This window comes from Alsobacter sp. SYSU BS001988 (assembly GCF_054796215.1).
The window spans coordinates 213857-235551 of record NZ_JBTAMK010000007.1 but is presented as its reverse complement, the minus strand read 5'-3'; the positions used below and the strand labels follow the sequence as shown (position 1 = coordinate 235551).

The window sequence follows — 21695 nt, the reverse complement described above, 5'->3', positions numbered from 1 at the left end:
AGCAGGAAGCGCGCCCGGTGCGTGGCGTTCAGGGCGGCGTCGCTCCCGGGTTGGCCGCCGCCGCGAGAGCGCACCTCGCCCTGACGCTCCTTCGCCTTGGCGTGTTTGTTCCGCTTATCTCATAGGCCGTGCTTACGCCCAGCCAAGGTGGCTAACCGTAGCCGCTGTCCTTGACGCCGCCAAAGCCGCGGGTTGACCTCGTAATCCTTCCGCTTCGTGCCGCCATGGGGCAGCACTCCGCGCGGGGGCTGCTCCAGCTTCAACAGTGTCTCTGCCGGGGCTTTGACAGCGTTCAGCAGCCGCACGAGCAGATCAGGCCCCATTTGGGCGGCAGCCGATTGTCGGGCCGAGAGCGTCTGCTGTTCCAGACCGCGCACGAGCGCGACGGTGTCCAGTCGCCCGGGGTGGCCGGCCTGGCGCAGGACGTCTTCAACGCCCTGAGGATGTGGACCGGAAATGGACCCGCCAAGCCGTTCGAAGCCGCTCGCGCTCAACATCGCGCCCAAGTTCGGAATGACGTCGGCCGGTGCTGTCCCGGTGAGAAAGGGGCTGCGCTTGACGATGGCGATGAACCGATCGCATTGGGCCGTGAACCGCTTCAGTTCTTCGCGCCTGAGCCTTGGATCCGGTTGCCGCTCCTTCCAGTCCAGGAACCGCTTCCATTCAGCCTTGATCGCGGAGATCTCCTCCGGAGTGGGATGGACGGCCTTAGGCATTCGAACACACCTCGGCGGCAGAGATCGTCCGCCTGAGCCAATGTTCTTCCGGACGTCCATGCCAATCATGCCAATGGCGCCGATCGCGGATTGGGCAAGGAGTGAGGCGGGCCAAATGCCCTCAAACTCCGTGGAGCCGGTCGAGGTAGCGCAGGACCAGCTCCGCCATGACCGGCCCATCAATGGCCTGGGCAGTTCGGCCGTCGCGGCCAGACATGGTGTCCGCCGCCACGAGCGCGTTCAAAATGGCCTCCTCGGTGGCTTCGGCTGCCGCGGCGAATAGCGGGTCCAGGTTGTCGTCTGGGATGTAATCGAGGACCGCCACCCCTCGTTGACCCGACTGGAGCGGATCGCCAGCCGTCGAAATCGCCAGGAAAATGTCGCCCGATCCATTGCCGCCATAGGTCCCGGTCCGAGCCATGCCAAGCACCATTCGGCGGGCGACCCGCTGAAGCTGGAGCGGATGCAGCGGTGCGTCCGTGGCGAGGATCCCAATGATCGAGCCCTGGTCCCGAGTGAAGATTGCGCCATCCCTCATCAGCCTGCCCACGGGAACACCAAGCACCGTAAGGTTGGGCCGAAGGCCGAAATTGGCCTGGACCAAAACGCCCAACCGAAGGGATCGCGCTTGTGGCGCAAGCGGCTCCAGTTCGCGGGAGGCGGTGCCCGTCCCGCCTTTGAACTCGTAAGCGATCATGCCCGTGCCGCCGCCCACATTGCCCTCCGGCACCGGCCCGCTGCTGGCGCCTTCCAGCGCCGCCAACACGTGTGGCTCGCTGATGGCGCGCCGGTCCATCGCATTCAGCCAGTTGTCACAGGTCTCCGCGACGATCGGCAGAACCCAGCCGAAGTCGCCGGGCCGAGCCGAGATCTTCCTAATCCAGCCCACGGCGGCATGATGCGCCATTCCGACTGAGTGCGTGTTGGTCAGCAAAATCGGCCCGCGTAGCCACCCTGCCTCCGCGACCCAATGCAGCCCTGTCATCTCGCCATTGCCGTTGAAGGAATGCGCGCCGGCCCACACCGCCCCGGCTGCGCTCGCACCGCCTCGCGGCAGGATAGCAGTGACTCCGGTGCGGACAGCCTTCGCCCCATCACCTTCCACGAGCGTGGTGAAGCCGACCTCCAACCCGGGCACGTCAGTGATGGCGTTCCACGGTCCCGTTCGGCCTGGGAAGGGCAAGCCAAGGTCCCGTGCACGGGCTTTGCGGCTCATGATCAGATCTCCTTGCGACCGCAGCTCCAACGAATGGGGCGCAGACCACCTTCCAAATCTCCGGCCGACCTTAGATGGTAGCGTTGGACAGCATTCGCGCTTTCACGTTGACTCTCGCGACCCGACTGATGGAGCCGCTTTGCGCAAGAAACACAATCCCGACCGTGACGCCCATCGACAAGCTTGCGGTCAGCAGTGTGAGTGAAGGCGTGCGTTCGATCCGTTGGCATCTCGTCATGTTGGCTCTATGCGTGCTTGCTCCCCAGATCTTACTGGGCGGCTATCTCGCTTATCGAAACGCCGACGAGATTCGGACGTCGATCGAGGGCTCAACGAACGAACTGGCGCGGCGACTCTCGGACACGGTGGATCGGGAGATCGTGGGCCTGATCGGCGTGTTGCAAGGGCTGGCGACTTCCAGTTCCTTGCAGCGGAAAGACTTTCAAGCCTTCTACCCCGAAGTCGCCAAGGCCTTTATCGGAACGAGAGCAACCGGGGTCGCAGTCAGGAACATCTCAGGCGACCTCCTCGTCAACACCAACTCGCCTCTTGGCGCGTCGCTTCCTCCCAGCAATCCTGTCCTCAGGCAATTTGACCGCGAGGTGATCGAAAGCCGCAGGGCCGTCGTTTCAGACATCCACATGGGCGCGGTCAGCCGCCGCTTCCTCGTCCTTGTCGGCGTCCCTGTCGGAATGCCGGACGGGGATTCCTACAGCATGGCGACAGGGGTCGACCCAAAAGACATTCTTGCGATAGTTGGGGGGATTGGACTTCCGGAAGGTTGGCTCGCGGTGGTGCTCGATCGGAGCCGCCATGTCGTCGCGCGCTCGCGCGAGCCGGACAAATATATTGGAGCGCCTGCAAGTCCTGAGTTCTTGGCCAGCGCGGTCGGGGATGCGGGGCGCGTGCTCAGCACCACGCTTGAAGGCGAGCCGGTGTTCACGGCGTACGCCGTGTCCAAGGTGAGCAGGTGGATGGTGCTCGTCAGCGCGCCGCGATCGCTCCTGGATAAGCCGGTGCGGGTCCTGTGGTGGTCTTTGGCTGGGCTCGTCGGAATGGCGGCCCTGACCTCCGCGATCGCGGCCGTGTATTTCTCACGTCTGATTGGCCGTGGGCTACAAGAGCTTGCGCGCGAAGCGCAGGCAGTTGGACGAGGAGCGGCGCCAGGCGCTCCGCGCAGCGCCGTAGCAGAGGTGCTGCAAGTGCACGAGGAACTGGCTGCCGCCGCGCGGAAGCTGGCTTGGCGAGAAGCACATCAGATTGAATTGATGGCCGAACTCGATCACCGGGTGAAAAACACGCTGACCGTTCTGCAATCCTTGATCGAGCGAACCATGCGAACGGCGTCGTCGCGCGATCAGGGCGCAAAGCTGCTCCAGGGGCGCGTGATGGCCCTGGCGCGTTCGCACGAGGCGCTCAGCGATGCGCGCTGGGAACGCGTTCGCCTTTCTGCGCTGGTCGACTCCATGGCAAGCTCCGACCAGCTCGAACTCCATGCCGCAGGGCCGGAGGTCTGGCTCGCCCCCCGCGCCGTCGTTTCTATCGCCCAAACGCTTCATGAACTCGGGGCATTGAGTCGTCCTCCAACTTCGATGGCGACCTCGGGGCAAGTGGACCTTGGCTGGCGATTGGAGGCGGATGATCTTGTCATGGCCTGGGTCGTGCAGGGCGGGCTCCTTTCCGCCCCCGACAGGTCGAGCTTCGGATATGAGATAATCCGCCTATGTGTGGAACGTCAGCTTGGCGGACGCGCGACTTGGGTGCAAAAGTCGGATGGCTTTGAGTTCCAGGCGCGCATTCCGCTCAAATCGGATGTGCTTGGGCCTAATGCGTTTGTCGAAGCCGCAGAGTAGCTGGCGGGTACAAACTCAGTCGAAAGCTCCCGGCTGAGCCGGTCGCTTGTTGTTCTTTTGTGCAAAGGTAGGGCTCTCTTCTGCCATTAAGTCCATCATGGGTCCGAATGCGCCGGCGTCTGCGCGATGCGCTTTGATGAATTCCCGCATGGCGTCGACGCCGCAGTTGTTTCGGAAGGCCTCATCCTGAATGCTTGCGCCACGGAGGCTACGCTCGAACACCCAGAGATTGCAGCCGACACCCTTGCCCGCCACAGCCATGACGGAGGCGAACGGGCTGGGATCGAGCTTGTCCAGCAGCGCAGCCGGGCGGTCCAGCAACTTCGCGTTCCACCAAAGGAAAGCAACGACGGCCAGCATCGCCCCGATGGTCAGTTCGCGCGGAAGTCCCAGCCAAGTCGGCTGCTCGTCGGCCATCACCGCCGGCGCGGCTCCGCGGCCGAGCGCGGACGACCATGCATCACCGAGGCGGAGCCGCTCCTTCGCGCGCTCGCGCTGGAGCGGGTTTCGGGTGTCTCGCCCGACCGGGGCGTTCAGCGCCATTGACCCGGTCACCGCCACAATAGCGTTGATGCGCTGCTCGATGGTCGGGTGGGTCGCGCGGCGCCCCTCGGCTTCGCCGTCGATCATCATGGCGTCCTGGCCGGCCGGCATGCCCGAGATGCGGCTGTGGCCGGCGATCTTGCCGAGGGCCGTAACCAGCGCCGCGGGATTATGGGTGGCTTCCACCGCAGCCGCGTCGGCAATGTATTCGCGCGCCGATGAGATTTGGAGGCGCACCAACTGCCCAGCGCCGATCGCCGCCTGAGCTATCCCCCACATCAGCAATACGAAAGTCAGGACAGGAGGGGCCATCACCGTCGCGAAGGGCAGGATCAGCACCTGCGCCACCCTCTGTGATGGTTTGAGCCGCGGCCGAACGAGGCCGCCAATCATGGCGAGGCAGACATTCGCAGCCGCCATGAGACGGATGTCTCCGTTCGCCACGTGGGCGAGTTCGTGGGCCACGACGGCGGCCAGTTCGTCGTCGTCTAGGGCGTCCAAAAGGCCGCGCGTCACCACCACGACGGCGTCCCTGCGGCGGATTCCGCACGCGAAGGCGTTGAGCGCGTGCGTTGGAACTACGCCCACATAGGGCGCCGGCAGCCCCATACCGATGGACAGGTTCTCGACGATTCGGCACAGGCGGGGTTCGTCAGCGTCGTCCACGAAGGTGAATGCCATCATTTTACGGACGCAGGCGGTGTGCCAGAGCATCCGCAGGGCGAACACCGCCACGCCCGCCACCGTCACAAGGGGGACGTAGCGCGCCAGGTAGCCGATCCAGCCGTGCACGGGTGCATGCGAGATGTCGAAAGCGGCCAGGGGTACGTACAGCGCCATCGCGGCGGCGACGTGGATGGAGAGGAGAAAGCCGACGAACATCATCAACGACCGGCGGTCGTTGGCTTCGATCCAGCCAAACAGGCCGTTAATCCGCAGCATGGCGCCAGCCTCAGAGCTTGAAGGCGATCGGTTCGTCGATCAGCACTCGCTCAACGCCGAGATCGAAGGGAAGACGCTTCGACATTCCGCAGCGCCGCGCGATGAGGCTGCCGGGAAATTGGCGGAGTGTGGCGCCGTATTCCCCGACGGCGATGTTATAAAAACGGCGCGACGCCGTGATCCGGTTCTCAGCCGCGATTAACTCGTCACGCAAGGCCGTGAAATGTTCCGAGGCGCGAAGCTCGGGATAGCGCTCGGCTATCCCAAGTAGAGTGTTGATGTTCTGTGTCAGATTTTTTTCGGCCTTGAGGCGCGCGTCCGGCGCAGCGGCCGCCAGCGCCTCGGCGCGGGCCTTGGTGACGCCAAGCAGGATGTCGCTCTCGTGGGCGGCGAAACCCCGAACTGTCTCAACGAGCCCCGGGATGAGGTTTTGCCGATGCTTGAGATGGACGTCGATATCTGCAAATGCCGTTCCGCAGCGCTCGTCGAGCGCTACGAGGCGGTTCCGGACCGCGATGGCGACGTAAACGGGAAAGAGCGCGACCACGGCGGCCGCGAGTAGAACGCCAGCAATCATCAGCATACGAGGCCTCCTAGCGGTATCCAACTTCATGCTGACGCGGTTGGATTTAGACTTTATTGATCCACAGCAATCGTTTTCTTCAGGTTTAACACAGCTTTAACACGGGGACGCTTCCATCGTGTCCAGTGACTTGGGAGGACTTGATGGCTGAATCGATCTTTGCGAGGGTCTCGCGCTTGCTCTCGGCGGCGGTTGAAGACTCGGTGGACCGACTTGAGAAGGCCGGCGGCGAGGCCGTGATGCGCGAGGCGATCCGCGAAGCGGACCGCGCCGTGGATCAGGTCAAGGCGGAACTCGAGGCGACGATGACTCGCCGGCTACAGGCGGCGCGGCAGCATCAACTCACGGTGAAGCGGATCGAGGAACTGACCAGCAAGGCGCAGTTCGCAATCCATGAAGGTCGCGAGGACCTGGCAGAGGCAGCCATCGCCCGGCAGATCGACTTCGAGGCTCAGGCCGGGGCGCTACTGCGGACGCAGGAGCAGGCTCGAGAAGAGGAAACGCGGCTTGAGGATGGACTGGGGGCGCTGCAGGCGCGAAAGGCGCAGATGGAGGAGGCCCTCGCCAACTTCGAAGTCTCGAAGCGCGAAGCATCCGTGAACGTAGATGGAACACATGCTCCGCTCTCCCCTGAAAAGAAGGTCCACATGGCCGAGCAGGCCTTTGAACGGGCCATGAAAGGCGCCGGCGGCGTTCCGCTCGGGACCACGGACGTGGCAGCCATCAAGAAGGTAGCCGAAATTGACGGCTTGCAGCGGAGCGCAGCTATTGCTGAACGGCTCTCCGCTCTCAAAGCCCAGAAGGTCGCCTGATGATCCAGAAACCGGCCGGCGATTGGGGGCGGGAGCACAGGGCCGTCGCTGCGCTTCGCTCGGCAGCGACGACCGGCTCCGCAGTTGTTACTAAGGGCGTCCTTTACACGCGGGCGCTCATCCTCTGGTTCTTCGCGCTGCTGTGGGGCTTTGCGGCGCTGATGGGTGGCCTGTTTATGGGCAACATCCCCATGTTCGTCATATTGGGCGGCGCAGCAGCCGCCCTTGCATGGTTTGGCCGCCGCCTGGTGCAAAAGGCGACGGCGGCGTAACGAGTACGCGCGCGCCGAGCGAGGCTGGCCTCTGAAAGTCACAGGTTTCGAGGAGGAGCCCTCGCGCATCATGGGCGTGAGGGCTATTCATGCGCAGCCCAACTCACGCCGCCTTCGGGGGGCGGCCCCTCTTCTTCGCCTTCGGGGCGGGCGCCTCGACAGGCGCGACGACGGCGCGCTTGCGGCCGAGACCCATGCCCTTTGCAAGAGTAGAGCGAGCGGCGGCGTAGTTCGGCGCCACCATGGGATAGTTGCTTGGCAGGCCCCACTTCGCGCGGTATTCGGCAGGCGTCATGCCGTACTTGGTGGCGAGATGGCGCTTCAGCGACTTGAAGCTCTTGCCGTCTTCAAGGCAGATGATCGCGTCCGGCGTCACCGATTTTTTGATCGATGTGGCGGGCTTTTGCTCGACCTGGGGCTCTTCCACTTTGCCGCTGGCCACGGAATTCAGTGCCCCATGCACGCTGGCGATGAGGGCGGGGAGCGCCCCAGTGGACACTGAGTTGTTAGACAGGTACGCGGCGACGATGTCCGCCACGAGATCAAGGGTGTTTTCGGGGGATGTTGTCAATGCAAGCTCCTATGGTTTGGCAGGAGCTAAAGGTAAGTAGATTATAACTCAATCGATTTTGGGCGTGAAGGTAAAGGTCAATTAGCTCGCCTCCTTGGGAGGAGCGCCGCCGTCCCGAACCCGGTCGACCTGACGTCGAACCGCTGGCGTGCGCCTGCAGAGGGGCTATTTGCGCTACCGGGCCGGGTGGCCCAGCCTCGATGGGGACCGCAGTGCGCCCACGTCAGGCCTGCCAAGCCAGCATTACCAGTTACGGCGTCTGCGCACTTATGGACGCTATCGGGTCCGAGCCTCCCAACGATGCCTCAGAGGCTTTAACCTCTCTAATGCCGCGCCGGCCGCCGTACAGCGAGGCTACTGATGGATGCAGAGCGCGCTCGGGAGCATGCGATCGAGCCTTGCATACGCAGTATGCCGTTGCGTAAGGGTTGAGTTGGCGAGCGATCCCGCCACGATGGAGACGGTTCGACTCATCGGAGCAAAGTGCGCTCCTGGCATCCGATTCACTTGTGACCGAAACCTCAGGGAAAAGTCGGCTCCATGCCTATGCACCATTCTGGGGTTCACGACAGCAGTCTCGTTCTTCTCTCCATCGCCATCGCGATCTTTGCATCCTACACGGCGCTGGACCTAGCCGCCCGGATGCGGTCGGCCTCAGGCGCGTCGCGTTGGGGCTGGCTACTCGCTGCCGCCGTCACCATGGGCGGCGGCATCTGGTCTATGCACTTCGTCGCCATGTTGGCGTTCAGCGTGTCGGGCTTGGAAGTCGCGTACAGCCTCCCGCTGACGCTTCTGTCGCTGCTTTTGCCCATCGGGGTCACCGCCGCCAGCTTCGCTGTCGTGAGCAGGCGCGATAGCGCGCCAGTGAGCGTCGCCCTTGGCGGCATCGTGATGGGGTTGGGCATCGCCTGGATGCACTACACCGGCATGGCCGCGATGAGAATGCCCGCCGCCCTCAGCCATGACCGGCTGTGGCTTACGTCATCGATCCTCATTGCCGTGGCCGCTTCCACGGCCGCTCTGTGGCTGGCATTTCGACAGGCAAGCTTCTCGATGCGTCTGGCCGGGTCCGTGGTGATGGGCCTCGCCGTCGCCGGAATGCACTATGCGGCCATGCAGGGAACCGTCTTCGCCTCCCATCCGGGGTTGGATGGTGGCGATGCGGCGGCAAGCGTCGGACAGACGGTGCTTGCGCTTTGGGTGACGACAACCACGTTCATGATCCTTCTCTTGGCCATGATCGCCGCCATGCTCGACCGACGTTACGCCCTGCGACTGGAACTTGAGGCGGCGGCGCTGCGCCAAAGCGAGGAGCGGTTTCGACTCTTGGTCCAGAGCGTCACCGATTACGCGATATTTATGCTCGACCCTGCGGGGCGAGTCGCCAATTGGAACGCGGGCGCTGAACGGCTTCATCAATATAGCGAGGAGGAGATCGTCGGGCAGCCGTTCTCAACGTTCTACACGAATGAGGATCAAGAGTCGGGAAAGCCATCCGTTGCGCTGCAAACAGCCCGTACGTCGGGGAAGTTCGAGGGGGAAGGCTGGCGGGTTCGCAAGACTGGCTCTCGGTTTTGGGCAGGCGTCGTGATCGATAAGGTTTGCGACGAAACAGGCGATCTGCTGGGTTTCGTCAAAGTCACACGAGACATCTCTGCCTGGAAGTCGGCCCAAGAAGAACTTGAACAGACCCGAGCGGCTCTATTCCAGGCCCAAAAGATGGAGGCCATCGGCCAGCTTACAGGCGGCGTGGCGCACGACTTCAACAACCTGTTGATGGCCATCCTCGGCAGTCTCGAACTCATCCGGAAGCGCCCGCCGGAAGACCCGCGAACTCTGCGTTTGCTCGACAACGCCATCCAGGGCGCGCAACGCGGCGCCGCGCTCACCCAACGCATGCTGGCGTTCGCTCGACGCCAGCACCTGCATCCCGAGCCCGTCAAGGTGCCGGACCTCGTCAACGGCATGTCGGACCTCTTGAACCGATCCATCACCTCGGCTCATCAGATTGAAACCCGTTTCCCCCTGGGGCTGCCGCCCGCAATGGTTGACCCGCATCAGCTCGAACTGGCCCTGCTGAACCTCGTCGTCAACGCGCGGGACGCGATGCCCCAGGGCGGGACCATACTGATTGCAGGACACGCGCGGCCAGCGCCCGAGGGTGGGCCAGCTATGGTTTGTTTGTCCGTGTCCGACGAAGGCGTCGGGATGGACCCGGAGACGCTCTCGCGAGCGACGGAGCCCTTCTATACGACAAAGGGCGTCGGCAAGGGGACGGGTCTTGGCCTTTCCATGGTGCAGGGCCTTGCGGAGCAGTCCCAGGGCCAATTTGTAATCACTAGCGCCCTTGGCGAAGGGACAACAGCCGAGATCAGGCTCCCCATCGCGGTGGGTCAGCTTCAGCCGGAGAAGGAGATGCCAGAACAGGGCGATCAAACGCCAACGCGAGGTCTGAAGATCCTGCTCGTCGATGACGACCCGCTGGTTCTGGAAAACGCCGCCGCCATGCTGGAAGACCTCGGCCATCAGGTCATTGAGGCATCGAGCGGTCGAGAAGCTTTGGCCATTCTGGACCACGTCGGTGCGCTGGACGCGGTGATTTCCGATCAGGTCATGCCGGGGCTCACGGGGTTGGAAGTCGCCCAGGCCGTCGCTGCGCTGCGCCCCGGTCTGCCGTTCATCATCGCGAGTGGCTATGCCGAGATCCCGACTCGTGAAGGCGAACCACATCTCCAAAAGCCGTTTACGCAGGCGGATCTCCAGCGGGCTCTGGCGTTGAGTCTGGATCGCGTCCGAAATCAGCGCCCAGCACTCGGAGACGAGCATCGGCCCAAGCGGTAAGTTTGCCCGCCGCCGAGGGCATGACCGCGTCCCCGAAAGTCCGTTCCAGGGCATTTATGGCGCGCCACCCGGTGACGCCTGACAGGTGCAGGCCGCCTAAGACGCCTTATAAGGGCAGGTCCGGGAAACGCTCGCGTGCGTCTTGGAGAACGTTGATGATCCCGGCATGGGAGCAGGCGCTGAACACGTAAAGACCCTTGCCATCCACGTTCACGGCGACAAACCGCTCGTCCATGATGAGGGGGTCATGCTCCCGGCCTGAACCGTCCTGCGTTCGTCGGTATTGGGTGGGGAAGCCCACTTCGAACGGAGTGACGCGGGGGATCTCGCCGCACTGGGCACACCAGGACGGCGCCTGAACGGAACTCAGAGCAGTGCGGGCGTGAGCTGGTCATGTGTGCCGGCGGACGAGCAAGCCCGTCAAAGCGGCCGCGCAGACGACAGCGTTCAGGCCTCACATCGACTCAGCGCTGGAAGCTGGCCGCGCGAGCGCTTCGGCCGCCCGGTCCAGGCGGCGCCGGACGTCCGAAAGGTCTGCCGGCACAAGTTGAGCGGCGTGCGCGGTTTCGCCGATCTTGCCAAGCTGTTGCCCCAAGCCCTCCCGCCAGCAACGCGCCGGCGCGGTGCGGGCGAGTTCTCCTATAATGTCCGCCATCCGGATCAGGATCGCCGGGTTGGTTTGACCGGCCTGGCGCAGGGAGTCGAAGGTGGCCCCGATCAAGCCCTCGGGGTCGGACCGGCTAAGAAGCACACGCGCACGACCCTCGCTGTCGCGCAACTTAGCGGCGGGCTCGCCTCTTCCGATGGCGGCCTCCAGCGCCTCGCCCAGCCGGTCGAGCGTCGCGATGGCCGTGAAAGGGTCGTTGATCCCAGGAGACAGGGCGCGAAGGCCGATTTCGACGAGCTGGCGGATCCCAAACTCGATGTCCTGGGCTGGGCTGCGATCTGGGCCGATGACGAAGGCTCGCCGCACCTTCTCCTGCGCGTCCTCGTCCAGGCTGCCGCCGCGAACGAGCACATGCGCGCCGTGGCGCATCACGAAATGGCCGGCTCGAACCCGCACTTCGAGCACGATGTCAGCGTCGGCGGCTTGGGACAGCAGGGCTTCGTGGTCGACGACCTGGATCACGCCGCTGCGGCCGATCGCGATCTCCTGCTCACCGTCCGGAAGACGGTCATCGACGGCTCTCCGCCCGTCATCCTCGCCACGCTCCGGCAGAATGGTCAGTACGGATTCCAGCAGGTTACGGCCGACCGTGTCGACGATGCGGTCGGCCACCAGCGATCGCGCGACCTTGTGAACGTAGAAGAGCAGCGCGAACAAACAGGACACCGTGAGAAGGGTGCCGCCTGTCACCGCTAAGTGGGGAACGCCGCTTGCTCCCAGTACGTCGCTGATGCTGCGCAGGACCACAAGGATGTAGAGGAGGGTGCCCAGGAACAGGCCGATCACGGCTTGGATTTGTCGGTCCGCCATGAAGGTCGGGATCAGGCGCGGACCGAGTTGGTTCGCCGCCAGGGACAGGATGACGAAAGTCACGGAGACGACCAGCGACATCATCGTCATCAGCCCCGAAAGGAGGCTCGACAGGAGATCGCGCGCCGTTCCCGCATCGCCGCTGAACAGCCACCTGGGGATGGCTCCGCTCGGAAGCGCCCACCGCGACGCCGCCTCGCCGTAGACAAGGACGGCATAGGCCAGCATGAGGCCAACAACGCTGATGGCCAGGGGCAAGGGCCAGAGCTGCCCGCGCAGCAGCACCAGCACATTGCGAAGGCGGGCGCCGGACGACGCGTTCTGCTGGCGACCTTCCCCCACCCAGCGCTTTCCCGAACCGATATCCGCCTCCCCCACCCGCCAGCTTCCCTGCCCATCGCGGCAACGGCCACGCACAAGGTTTGTTCCGCGGATGGACGAATCCGGCGTTCGGCTCGCATAGGCGAGCCCGCTTTGCTCGCCTTGATCACCGTCCTGCGCGTACGCACGCCGCAGGGCTGTCGGATCGCGGCGTTGTTCACGGCCACGACAAGACGCCGCCCTGACTGGTTGCGCGAGTGGTCGGTGTTGCGTCCTCGTCCGGCAGGGAGACAGCGCAAAAAAATTTCGTCGCGCAGCCTGCCCCCGTCGAAATCATCAAAGGCCAGCACACTAAGATGGATCGAATTCTCGAATCCTGCGTTTGCTGTGAAGGCCAAGCCAAGAGGACCTCCGATTGCAGTCGCCAAAGAATTTTGTGGGGGCCATCGACCCAGGTGAACTCGCGTTCCGAGCAGATCGTGTCCAGGTATGCGGCGATGATGCGGGGTGGCGGCCTCGCAAGATGGAGACGGGCCACCTGGAGCAGTCATCCGGTGCTTCGCTCCTGGCGTCCGCTGTTTCGGACGGGGTCAGGCAGGTCCCTCAGCCTGAGCACTCCCGTTGAGTGAAGACCAGGTCCTCGCCTTCGCCCGGACGATCAGTTCAGTCTGGACAATCGAGGTCCTGCTGTGCCTCGCGCGAACTCCTGAACGCAAATGGGGCGAGGAGGAGCTCGTCCGGGAGTTGCGCGCGAGTGCGTCCGTCGTCAACAAGGGGCTACGCACGCTAAGCGCCGCCGGCCTAGTCCGCGAGGAAGATACGCGGTTCCACTACTTTCCGGCCTCCGATGCTCTTCGCGAGCTAGTCGCAGCGCTCGCTCAACTCTACAAAGTACGGCCGCTGGCGGTAACGGCTGCGATTTTCGAAGCCGACAATCCCGTTCAGCGTTTCGCCAATGCATTCAAGATCGGAAAGGGCCCGGGATGATCCCCAAGGCGATCTATCTTCTGTGTCTGGCGGCGAGCCTCCTTTGCGCCTCGCTTCTGCTGCGCAGCTATCTGCGGGAAAAGACCCCGTTGCTGTTTTGGAGCGCGGCCTGTTTCCTCCTGCTGAGCTTGAACAACTTTCTCGTCGTCTCTGATCTGATCATCTTCCCGGGGGTCGATCTGCTGCCCTGGCGCCGGCTCTCGTCGCTGGCGGCCATCGGCGCGCTCCTGTTTGGGTTCATCTGGCGGAGCGAGGCATGAACATCGCGCAGCTCTCATTCCTCTCCGGCGCAGTCACCATGGGCTACCTGGCCGCCGCGCTCTTCTTCGCCAAGTTCTGGCGGAAGACGCGCGACAGCCTCTTCGTCATGTTCTCGATTGCGTTTGCGCTTCTTGCGCTCGAGCAGGTCATTCTGGCCGGGGTCGGATCAGAGCGGGAAGAATTCACTTATGTATATCTGATCCGCTTTGTGGCCTTCAGCATCATTGCGCTGGCCATCATCAACAAGAATAGGGGCCGCTGAGCCTTGCCTCGATGAGCGCTGAGATCTGACTTGCGAGTTCCAAGCGCACCTGCTCGCCCCATCGAGTTTCGCGGGAAAGAAAGCGCTCCATCGTTCACTTGACCACGTAACCGAACATTTTAGGCAGGAACAGCACGGGTTCCGGGACCAGCAGCATGATCGCCAGGGCCCGCGTTCACTATAGCACGGGCATCGCGCACCAGGCCCTCATTGCGGCCGGGCACGAACGCGTCATCGAGCGACTTTCAGAGGGAGCATCGATCGCACCGCAGACGCTCTCTCTGCGCACATTGTCGAAAGCCTAGCCCGCGACGGAGCCCGTTGACGGTGTCCGTGATGGGCAGTCGCCACGGGCGTTCCCGTTCGTTTTACTCAGATCGAAGGCATTCGCCATCACGAGTTCCAAGGTGATTCATGGCCTGGAACGGTCATTTCTCAGCGTCCGCTTGGCGCCAACAACGGACACTAGCCACCTACCCGGGTGCGGACATCCACAGCTGGACTTGCGTCCAAGCTGCCAGGCGCTGAGGCCGTTCCGACCCGAGACCTTGCACCAACCAGAAAGCCATTGACCCTGCTCATGCCGCCGCTGCGGTGCGTCGCGAACGGCCGTAGCGCGACGCACTGAACGCTAGTAGACCCGCTCGCCCAGCTGGGTACTAATCTGGATTGATCAAGTCGATGAAGAGCGCCGGAGTGAAGTTCGAACGCGAGCCTAACTGTAGTCCTTCAGAAACTCCGCGATCGGAGGCGCGACACGCTCCGTAGCCTCGATCAGAATCGCGTGCTTCAGCCCTTCTAGAATGACGAGCTTGGAATTCGCCAACGCTTCGGCGATTAGCTTGTTGAGGCGCGGGTTGCAGCCGCCGTCGAGCTCTCCGGTCAGGACGAGCGAGGGAGCGGTCACCTCGTGCAGCCACGGCGCCATTTCGGTCTCGGCGTAGATGTGGAAGACGTTCAGGAAAACCTCAGGGTCAGTGGCGACGACCTGGGCCTTGCGGGCCTCGATGCGGTCCGCGTGCTCGGCCTGGAACTGGTCGGTGAACCACCGGTCAGCCAGGGTTCCGAGCACCTGCGGAATGCCTTTCTCCTCCATGGCGGTCACGACCGCCCTGACTTTGGCGCTGTCGTCCGGCGTGCGGAACGCCGCCGTGGAGAGGAGCCCGAGCGCCGTGACCCTCTCCGGATAGGCGCGCGCGTAAGCAGGACCGATCATGCCGCCCAGGGAGTGGCCGATGAAGCAGGCCTTCTCGATCCCCAGCTTCGCCCGTAATGCCTCCAGGTCCGCAACGAGTTCGTCCAGACCAAAGGGCCCGTCGCCCTTAGGCGTGTCCCCATGTCCGCGCAGGTCATACGCAATGCAGGTGAAGTCGTTCTTGAGATGCTGCGTCAGGGCCGCCCAGCTGGTCTTGCGGGCGCCGATGCCATGGATCATGAAGAGCGGAGGGCCGCTCCCTTCCACGACGTAGGAGCTATCGACGGCTTTGCTCACGGTCTGGTCCCCTCAGGATGTTTGTTTCGGCGCGGAGGCGGCCTTGTCGGAGAGCAGCTGCCCGTTTGCGGCCCAGTCCTCCGCGGCTACATTCTGGAACACCACTTGCACGCTCTGCGGCGTGCCTCCGCAGGTCGACACGAACGTGTCCGTCACGGCCCTGGCGAAAGCCTGTTTCTGTTCTTTTGTCCGCCCTTCGAGCAACTCGACGCGAATGATCGGCATGGTAGGTCTCCGGTTGTGGATCAGGTGTCGGTCTTGCCGGGTCGGGTGTCCTTGCTGCCCCGGTAGGTGCGCTTCTCGAGCGGGATTTCGTCCACGATCTCGCGGAGGACGGAGACGAAGGCCAGCTCCGACTTGCTCGGGCGAACCCTTGGATTGGTCAGCAGGTAGACGTCGATCGGCATGACGTCTTCGTAGGGCGGCAGGCGCCACAAGAGTCCCTCGCGGACGTCGCGAGCGGCGATCTGCACTGGGATCGCGCCGATTCCGATGCCCGCGATGATCATGCGCCGGACCTCTTCGAGGTTGTTGGCGATTCCCTTGATCGGGTCGGCGAAGCGGACCGACTTGCGCATGTCGGTGATGGACTGGAGCGTGTCGGAATCGACCGCCGAACGATAGGTGACGCTCGCCTGGTTTTCGAGGTCGCTGATCCGCAGATCGCGGCGCCCAAACAAGGGATGCGGCGGGCCGCAATAGAAGCCGCAATGCTCCTTGAAGATGTGGAAGTATTCCAGCTCAGACAGCTTGCTGAATACGGGGCCAATGCCGAAATAGAGCAGCCGGTCGGCCATCGCCTCCATGATGTCGCGACTATTCATCACTTCCACCGTCAGGGTCGCGCGACTGTAGCGGCGTCCGAACTCGTAGAAGGCCTTGTCGATGATCGGGCTTGTCATGTGGCTCGCGATCACGATCCGCACATTGCCGATCAGCAAGTCGGTGGAGTCGGTCAGCAGGCCGGCAATCCGGTCCACGGAGCCGCAGATCTCGCGGGCTTCCCGGTAGAGCAGCTTGCCGGCTTCGGTCAGTCGGAACAGCCGGGGTCCCCGCTCGATCAGGATATGGCCGACCTGATCCTCGAGGTTCTTGAGCGCCGCGCTCACGGCGGGCTGGCCGCGCCTGAGCACTTCGGCCGCGCGCGAGATGTTCTGGCAATCGGCCAGCACGACGAACGTGTGCAGCAGGTTCCAGTTGATGCGGCTCGAGAGGTGCATCATGTCCGGCCGTCGCGAACCATCATCGCTGCGGGGCGGGTAGTTCGGCGGGTTGTCCGGCATCAAACGAGCACGTAAATCTTGCGGACGGTTTCGCTGATGGACCAGACGCCCTGGCTGTTCGCCGGGAAGTAGACGACGTCGCCCGCTGTCATGTCGATTTCGGCTCCGTTGTCCGGCGCGAAGCTGCAGCGGCCGCTCAGGATCAAGCAGAACTCGGCGGCCGTCTGCTGGCGCGGCCAGCGGCCCGGCGTGGACTCCCATACGCCGATGCGGGCCCCCGCGGCGGGGTCCTCGACAAGCGATTGCGAGCCGATCTGGGATACGCGATCGCCGATAGGATGGGGCGCTCCGCCCCTTGCGATCAGCGGGAGCGTCTTGCTCGTCTCTATGGTGGTCAATTTCGTGACGGTCGACATGGCGGCCCCGATCGGATGTAAGACCGCCGCGGCTCGCCGAGCCGGGGCGGCGCTGTCGCATCGTATTACTTAGACACCGCGAGGGCGGCCTTGATCCAGCCGTCGAACATAGCCTCGTTCGCCTTGATCCAGGCGCGGGCGTGACGGTCGATGTCCGCCTCGCGGTTCTCGCCGTTGAGCATCTTCTGGTTCTGCTCGGCGCGGTCCTCGAGCTTCATCTTCACCTGCTTGAAGAACTCGAGCGCAGCCGGGTTCTCGGCCGCCCACTTCTTGTTGACCGCGATGTAGTAGACCGTCGGGAGCCAGCCGACCGCACACGGGTTGTCGGCGCAGCCGTCTACATTCGCTAGCGGCTTGTAGGTCTTCATCTGCTCTTCCGGCAGAGCGGGGTTCTTGAGCTGTAGCCAGACGAGGTCCTTGCCGGGCAGGACCTTCATGGTCGTCGGGTTGGGGTACCAGGTGTAGAGGAAGATGGGCTTCCCGGCCGCGAAACGCGCGACGGCGTCGGCCGCCAGCGTCGTGTACTCGCCGGAAACCAGGCTTACGGTGTTCTCGAGTCCGAGCGTCTTGAGATGCTTCTGCGCCACCGCGTAGGAACCGGCCCAGCCGACCGAAGGCCCGACCATGTCGGCCTTGCCGTCGCCGTTCTGGTCGAACAGGGCGGCGATCTTCGGATTCGCGAGATCCTCGAGATACCGGATGTTGTGGGCTTCGGCGGTTTTCTTGTCGACCATGTAGCCTTGGATCGTACCCGGATCCATGATCGGCCCGACCGGCATCACGTCAGCGGCGGTCTTGGCGTAAAGGTCGGCGTGGTTCGGCAGGATCGTGTCCGCCGTGTAGGTGAGGTCGCCGCGGGCGATGGACGTGAAGATGGCGGCGGGAGCCAGCGTCTTGGGATCCTCGACCTTGTAGCCCAGGCGCTCCATGCCGATGTCGATGATCCTCTGGCCGAACCAGAAGGAATCCCAGTTCGGACGCGCCGGGCTCACCGTCTTGCCCGCGCCGGGCAGCTTGGCCTGCGCCACTGCCCGCCCGTGCGCGCCGAGCGCGGCGGACAGACCGAGGCCGATCGCCAGGGCGCCTCGTAAGATTGCACGTCTCGTCATCGCCGTGTTCCCCACTCTGATTTGTCGGAAGCGTAAAACTCGCAAAGAGCGCTCAGGCGCCGCTGCGGATCGATCTCATCTGCTTGACGTTGGCGGCCGACTTGCTCGACGGGCTCGAGAGAGCCACGGCGCCCTGGGTGATCCGGTCGAGGCTGATCGCGATGAGGACGATGGCGAGTCCGCCGATTCCGGCGAGCCCGACATCCAGGGCGCCAATCCCCCGCAGAACCGTCAGGCCCAGCCCTTCGGCGCCGATCATTGCTATGATGACGCTCATCACCAGCGCCATCAGGAGCGTCTGGTTCAGGCCGGCCATAATCGACGGCAGCGCCAGCGGCAGCCGGACATGCACCAGCGCCTGCCACTCTGTGGCCCCGAAGGCTTCACCCGCCTCGATGGCCTCGACCGGCACATGCCTCAGGCCCAGATTGGTGAGACGGATGATGGGCGGCATGGAGAAGATGATCGTCGCGATGACCCCAGGCACGGTGCCGATGCCGAACAGCATCACGACCGGAACGAGGTAGACAAAGGACGGGGTCGTCTGCATGACGTCCAGAACCGGCTGCATCACCGACCAGAACCGGTCGCTTCGGCCCGCCGCGATGCCGAGCGGAATGCCGATGACGACGCAAAACGCCACGGCGGTGAGCAGGATCGACATGGACGTCATCGCTTCCCGCCACAGGCCCATGGACGCGATCAGCAGAAAGGATGCGCCGCAGAATAGGCCGTGCCTCAGGCCCGCCATCCTCCACCCCAGCCCAAACAGAACCAGGGTGACCAGCCAGAACGGGACATAGAGCAGGCCGTCCTGGATCGCGTTCAGTAGCTGCGAGATTGGCCAGCGGAGCGCCTGGAAGGCTGGACGCCACTCGTAGACAAGCCAATCGATGAAGGCCTGTATCCACTTGTCGACGGGGATCTGCAATTGTTCGAGGGGGATGCTCATGGGGGATGTACTCTCGGCTCACCCGGCCTCGGAGGCCGGCGCAGAATGGCCGGAAGAGGCTTTTCGACCCTGCTGCGCGATGTCGTTCAGTTGGCGAAGGACATCGCTCGCATCCGCCGCGCCCAGCACCTTGCCGGCTTGATCCACGAGGGCGATCGGGGCCTGTCCGCCGAGCAGGGCATAGAGCTCGGAGAGCGGCGTGGAGGCGGCCGTGACGGTGACCTTGGCGAGCCGGCTCTGCCCGATGCTGGCGGCCGAGCGGGCGGTGGCTCCGGCTTCGAGGTCGACGAGGCGCACATAGCCCAAGGGCGCGCCATCCGGACCGGCGATCACGGCGTGCGGCTGCTTCTCTACGACGAGGCGCCGGCGGACTTCATCCGTCGAGAGGCTGCCGGCCAGGACGGGCACCCGGTCCGTAACGACGTCGCCGGCGCAGAGCAGCCGCGACCAGTCGAGTTCGCGGGCGAAGGTCGCCACGTAGCTGTCCGCAGGACGCAGGACGATGTCTTGGGCGGTCCCCACCTGCACGAAGGCGCCGTCGCGCATCACGGCGAGTTGGTCGCTCAGGCGGACGGCCTCGTGGAAATCGTGGGTGATAAAGACGATCGTCTTTCGGATTTCGCGCTGTAGGCGCAGCAACTCACCCTGCAGATCCGAGCGGATGAGTGGGTCCAGCGCGCTGAAGGGCTCGTCCATCAGCAGGATGTCGGGATCGCTGGCCAGCGCCCTGGCCAGTCCGACGCGTTGCTTCATGCCGCCGCTGAGGTTGTCCGGATAGCGCTGCGCCCAGTCGGTGAGGCCGACCTGCTCGAGCGCCTGGTTGGCCTTCTTGCGCCGTGCGGCGGCGGTCTCGCCACGCAGCATCAGTCCAAATTCTACGTTCTCGACGACGGACTTGTGGGGCAGCAGAGCGAAATTCTGGAAAACCATCGCGATCTTGCTACGCCGGATCGAACGCAGCTGCGGAGGCGACCGGGCCAGCATGTCTTCGCCATCCACCAGGATGGAGCCGGCTGAGGGCTCGATCAACCGGTTGAGGCACCGCACGAGCGTCGACTTGCCGGAGCCCGATAGCCCCATGATGGTGAAGATCTTGCCCTGCTCGACCGAAAAGGAGACGTTCGAGACCGCGACCACCTGCTGGGTTTCGGCAAGAATCTCTTTGGGGTTCTTGCCGAGCGCAAGCAGTCGCAGCGCCTCATCCGGATAGCCGCCGTAGATTTTGGTGACGCCCTGGACCTGCAACTTGGCGGCGCTTGGCCGTTGTGCGCTCGCAACTGAGTGCAATGGGGGGTGTCCTTCGGAAATCCCGCCCAACGCCCGCCGCTCGGTCGGTTGGGCCAATGCGGCTGCATTCATGAGGGCCTCGGTCAAGCTGATGCCGACACTCATGACAGGGTGCTTGTTCCTACAACGCAAATCGATATTTTTCATGCTTGTATCGATTTTGTTGATGGCTGTCTGGCTATTCGCGCGTGGCACGACAGGTTCGCCCAGAGTGCGGCGACTATCGATTAAATCGATAATGGAATTGAAATTAGCAATTTTTCTGGACTGCGACCGCGCCCTACCTTCGACATTGCTGCCGAACCGGTGCGCTCGCGTAGGCGCAAAGGCCAGGTCGGCCCTGGCAGGCCTGGGGACATACCCCAAGGCTCCTGCAGAACTAAGCTGAACGATCCGGAGAGCGTCAACTGATGAGCAAGAAACCGGTAGCGGAGATTGCTGGAGCAGGTCTGGCCGGCCTCGCCGCCGCCGCAGCGCTGGCCCAACGGGGCTGGAGCGTGCGCGTCCACGAGAAAAGCAGCAGTCTGCGAGAGATCGGCGCGGGACTGTACTGCTGGGAAAACGCCCTGGATGCGCTGCGGGAGCTCGGCGTCTACGAGCAAGTCGCCGCGGTGGGGGTGACTTCGAGGACGCCCCGCGCGCTGCTCGACCACCGCAGCCGCGAGATCAACCTGCGGCGCAGCGACGACCGCTCGCCAGAGCTCATCGTCATTCTGCGCACGGAACTGCACCGCATCCTGGCCGAATGCGCCGTCAGGAACGGCGCGGAGATCGTCACGAACTCACCCGTCCTCGGCGCGAGCGCCGATGGCCGCCTCGAACACAAGGACGGGTATGGCCCCCAGGCTGACCTCGTGGTCGGCGCCGACGGCGTCTTCTCCAAGGTGCGCGACTCGCTCAAGCTCGCCACCGAGATCATCGACCTGAAGGACGGATGCGGCCGCCACCTGATCCCGCGCCTGCCGGGCGATAGCCTCAACCAGCGCCGCATTGAAATGTGGAACGGCGGACGCCGTATCGGCATGGCGCCGGTGAGCGAGAATCAGCACTACGTTTTCCTGTGCTGCCCCGAGAGCGATGTCGCCGGACGGAACCAGCAGCCCTTCAACCTGGAAGCCTGGGTGGAGACCCACCCTCAGTTCCGGGAGTATCTTGAGCGCCTGCCGCGTCATCCTGCCGAGCATTGGCGGCCATTCTTCAACGTCACCTGCTCGTCATGGTCGAAGGGGCGAGTCTGCATCGTCGGCGACGCCGCCCACGGCATGGCGCCCAATCTCGGCCAGGGTGCCTGCGTGGCGATCGTCAACGCGGTCGTGCTTGCCCGCGCGGTCGCCGAGACCGCCGATGTTCCGGCGGCCCTGCGGCGCTGGGAGGCGAGCGAGCGGCCCTATATCGATAAGACCCAGCGCATGTCCTACCTCTATGGCGCGGTCGGCACCAAGTGGCCCGAAAAGCTCCTCGGACTGCGCAGCAAGATCCTGCCGCTGCTGTCGCGCACCGATCTCTTTCAGCACAGCCTGCGGGTCGCCATCGATCACAGGCCCGGGATCTGAGGGAGC

The 21695-nt window shown here is 63.9% G+C and carries 21 protein-coding genes; 8 read left to right on the top strand and 13 right to left on the bottom strand.

The window, feature by feature from the left end; genetic code table 11:
• Nucleotides 1-119 precede the first annotated feature (119 nt).
• Nucleotides 120-716 (bottom strand): hypothetical protein, encoded by a 597-nt coding sequence (locus ACYVO7_RS15555; protein WP_460450712.1) that lies wholly within the window; start codon nt 714-716, stop codon nt 120-122.
• A 121-nt stretch (nt 717-837) separates the two neighbouring features.
• The gene (locus ACYVO7_RS15550; RefSeq protein ID WP_460450711.1) at nt 838-1932 is read right to left on the bottom strand and encodes a DmpA family aminopeptidase; all 1095 of its coding nucleotides are present in this window, start codon (nt 1930-1932) and stop codon (nt 838-840) included.
• 83 nt (nt 1933-2015) lie between these two features.
• On the opposite strand from ACYVO7_RS15550, the gene ACYVO7_RS15545 reads away from it, so the two are divergent.
• Nucleotides 2016-3785, top strand: a complete 1770-nt coding sequence (locus ACYVO7_RS15545) for a sensor histidine kinase (protein ID WP_460450710.1) — start codon at nt 2016-2018, stop codon at nt 3783-3785.
• A gap of 15 nt (nt 3786-3800) precedes the next feature.
• Here the strand turns inward: ACYVO7_RS15545 and ACYVO7_RS15540 are convergent, their stop codons facing one another.
• Nucleotides 3801-5270 (bottom strand): M48 family metalloprotease, encoded by a 1470-nt coding sequence (locus ACYVO7_RS15540; protein ID WP_460450709.1) that lies wholly within the window; start codon nt 5268-5270, stop codon nt 3801-3803.
• 10 nt (nt 5271-5280) lie between these two features.
• Nucleotides 5281-5853, bottom strand: coding sequence for a LemA family protein (locus ACYVO7_RS15535; protein ID WP_460450708.1), 573 nt, complete (start codon nt 5851-5853; stop codon nt 5281-5283).
• 143 nt (nt 5854-5996) lie between these two features.
• On the opposite strand from ACYVO7_RS15535, the gene ACYVO7_RS15530 reads away from it, so the two are divergent.
• Together ACYVO7_RS15530 and ACYVO7_RS15525 are read left to right on the top strand one after the other, a co-directional pair.
• Nucleotides 5997-6665: a PspA/IM30 family protein gene (locus tag ACYVO7_RS15530; protein ID WP_460450707.1), complete on the top strand. Its 669-nt coding sequence runs from the start codon at nt 5997-5999 to the stop codon at nt 6663-6665.
• Entirely contained in the window at nt 6665-6937 is a 273-nt protein-coding gene (locus ACYVO7_RS15525; protein WP_460450706.1) for a hypothetical protein, read from the top strand. The genes ACYVO7_RS15530 and ACYVO7_RS15525 overlap by 1 nt, the downstream gene beginning before the upstream one ends.
• 103 nt (nt 6938-7040) lie before the next feature.
• Here the strand turns inward: ACYVO7_RS15525 and ACYVO7_RS15520 are convergent, their stop codons facing one another.
• On the bottom strand, nt 7041-7508 hold the full coding sequence (locus tag ACYVO7_RS15520; RefSeq protein WP_460450705.1) for a Ros/MucR family transcriptional regulator: 468 nt from the start codon (nt 7506-7508) through the stop codon (nt 7041-7043).
• A 546-nt stretch (nt 7509-8054) separates the two neighbouring features.
• Between ACYVO7_RS15520 and ACYVO7_RS15515 the strand changes: the two genes are divergently transcribed.
• Nucleotides 8055-10349 carry an MHYT domain-containing protein gene (locus ACYVO7_RS15515; protein WP_460450723.1) on the top strand — a complete coding sequence of 765 codons (2295 nt, stop codon included), beginning with the start codon at nt 8055-8057 and terminating at the stop codon, nt 10347-10349.
• A 454-nt stretch (nt 10350-10803) separates the two neighbouring features.
• Here the strand turns inward: ACYVO7_RS15515 and ACYVO7_RS15510 are convergent, their stop codons facing one another.
• Nucleotides 10804-12204 carry a DUF2254 domain-containing protein gene (locus ACYVO7_RS15510; protein ID WP_460450704.1) on the bottom strand — a complete coding sequence of 467 codons (1401 nt, stop codon included), beginning with the start codon at nt 12202-12204 and terminating at the stop codon, nt 10804-10806.
• Between the two features lie 564 nt (nt 12205-12768).
• Between ACYVO7_RS15510 and ACYVO7_RS15505 the strand changes: the two genes are divergently transcribed.
• From ACYVO7_RS15505 to ACYVO7_RS15495, 3 genes are read left to right on the top strand one after another with little or no spacing between them, the layout of a single operon-like run.
• On the top strand, nt 12769-13134 hold the full coding sequence (locus ACYVO7_RS15505) for a hypothetical protein (RefSeq protein WP_460450703.1): 366 nt from the start codon (nt 12769-12771) through the stop codon (nt 13132-13134).
• The gene (locus tag ACYVO7_RS15500) at nt 13131-13394 is read left to right on the top strand and encodes a DUF5985 family protein (protein WP_460450702.1); all 264 of its coding nucleotides are present in this window, start codon (nt 13131-13133) and stop codon (nt 13392-13394) included. Before ACYVO7_RS15505 ends, ACYVO7_RS15500 begins: the two co-directional genes overlap by 4 nt.
• Nucleotides 13391-13657 (top strand): DUF5985 family protein, encoded by a 267-nt coding sequence (locus ACYVO7_RS15495; RefSeq protein WP_460450701.1) that lies wholly within the window; start codon nt 13391-13393, stop codon nt 13655-13657. Before ACYVO7_RS15500 ends, ACYVO7_RS15495 begins: the two co-directional genes overlap by 4 nt.
• A 715-nt stretch (nt 13658-14372) precedes the next feature.
• Here ACYVO7_RS15495 and ACYVO7_RS15490 read toward each other — a convergent pair.
• The 7 genes from ACYVO7_RS15490 to ACYVO7_RS15460 all read right to left on the bottom strand — a co-directional run bounded on the left by ACYVO7_RS15490 (nt 14373) and on the right by ACYVO7_RS15460 (nt 20283).
• Nucleotides 14373-15149: an alpha/beta fold hydrolase gene (locus ACYVO7_RS15490; protein ID WP_460450700.1), complete on the bottom strand. Its 777-nt coding sequence runs from the start codon at nt 15147-15149 to the stop codon at nt 14373-14375.
• A gap of 12 nt (nt 15150-15161) precedes the next feature.
• Entirely contained in the window at nt 15162-15374 is a 213-nt protein-coding gene (locus ACYVO7_RS15485) for a tautomerase family protein (RefSeq protein ID WP_460450699.1), read from the bottom strand.
• Between the two features lie 20 nt (nt 15375-15394).
• Nucleotides 15395-16372 (bottom strand): LysR family transcriptional regulator, encoded by a 978-nt coding sequence (locus ACYVO7_RS15480; RefSeq protein WP_460450698.1) that lies wholly within the window; start codon nt 16370-16372, stop codon nt 15395-15397.
• 59 nt (nt 16373-16431) lie between these two features.
• Nucleotides 16432-16788 carry a cupin domain-containing protein gene (locus ACYVO7_RS15475; protein ID WP_460450697.1) on the bottom strand — a complete coding sequence of 119 codons (357 nt, stop codon included), beginning with the start codon at nt 16786-16788 and terminating at the stop codon, nt 16432-16434.
• A gap of 65 nt (nt 16789-16853) precedes the next feature.
• On the bottom strand, nt 16854-17897 hold the full coding sequence (gene proX / locus ACYVO7_RS15470) for a glycine betaine/L-proline ABC transporter substrate-binding protein ProX (RefSeq protein ID WP_460450696.1): 1044 nt from the start codon (nt 17895-17897) through the stop codon (nt 16854-16856).
• A gap of 52 nt (nt 17898-17949) precedes the next feature.
• Nucleotides 17950-18849 carry an ABC transporter permease gene (locus tag ACYVO7_RS15465; RefSeq protein ID WP_460450695.1) on the bottom strand — a complete coding sequence of 300 codons (900 nt, stop codon included), beginning with the start codon at nt 18847-18849 and terminating at the stop codon, nt 17950-17952.
• A gap of 18 nt (nt 18850-18867) precedes the next feature.
• Nucleotides 18868-20283 (bottom strand): quaternary amine ABC transporter ATP-binding protein, encoded by a 1416-nt coding sequence (locus ACYVO7_RS15460; RefSeq protein WP_460450694.1) that lies wholly within the window; start codon nt 20281-20283, stop codon nt 18868-18870.
• A gap of 263 nt (nt 20284-20546) precedes the next feature.
• On the opposite strand from ACYVO7_RS15460, the gene ACYVO7_RS15455 reads away from it, so the two are divergent.
• Nucleotides 20547-21689 carry an FAD-dependent oxidoreductase gene (locus ACYVO7_RS15455; protein ID WP_460450693.1) on the top strand — a complete coding sequence of 381 codons (1143 nt, stop codon included), beginning with the start codon at nt 20547-20549 and terminating at the stop codon, nt 21687-21689.
• Nucleotides 21690-21695: the final 6 nt, after the last annotated feature.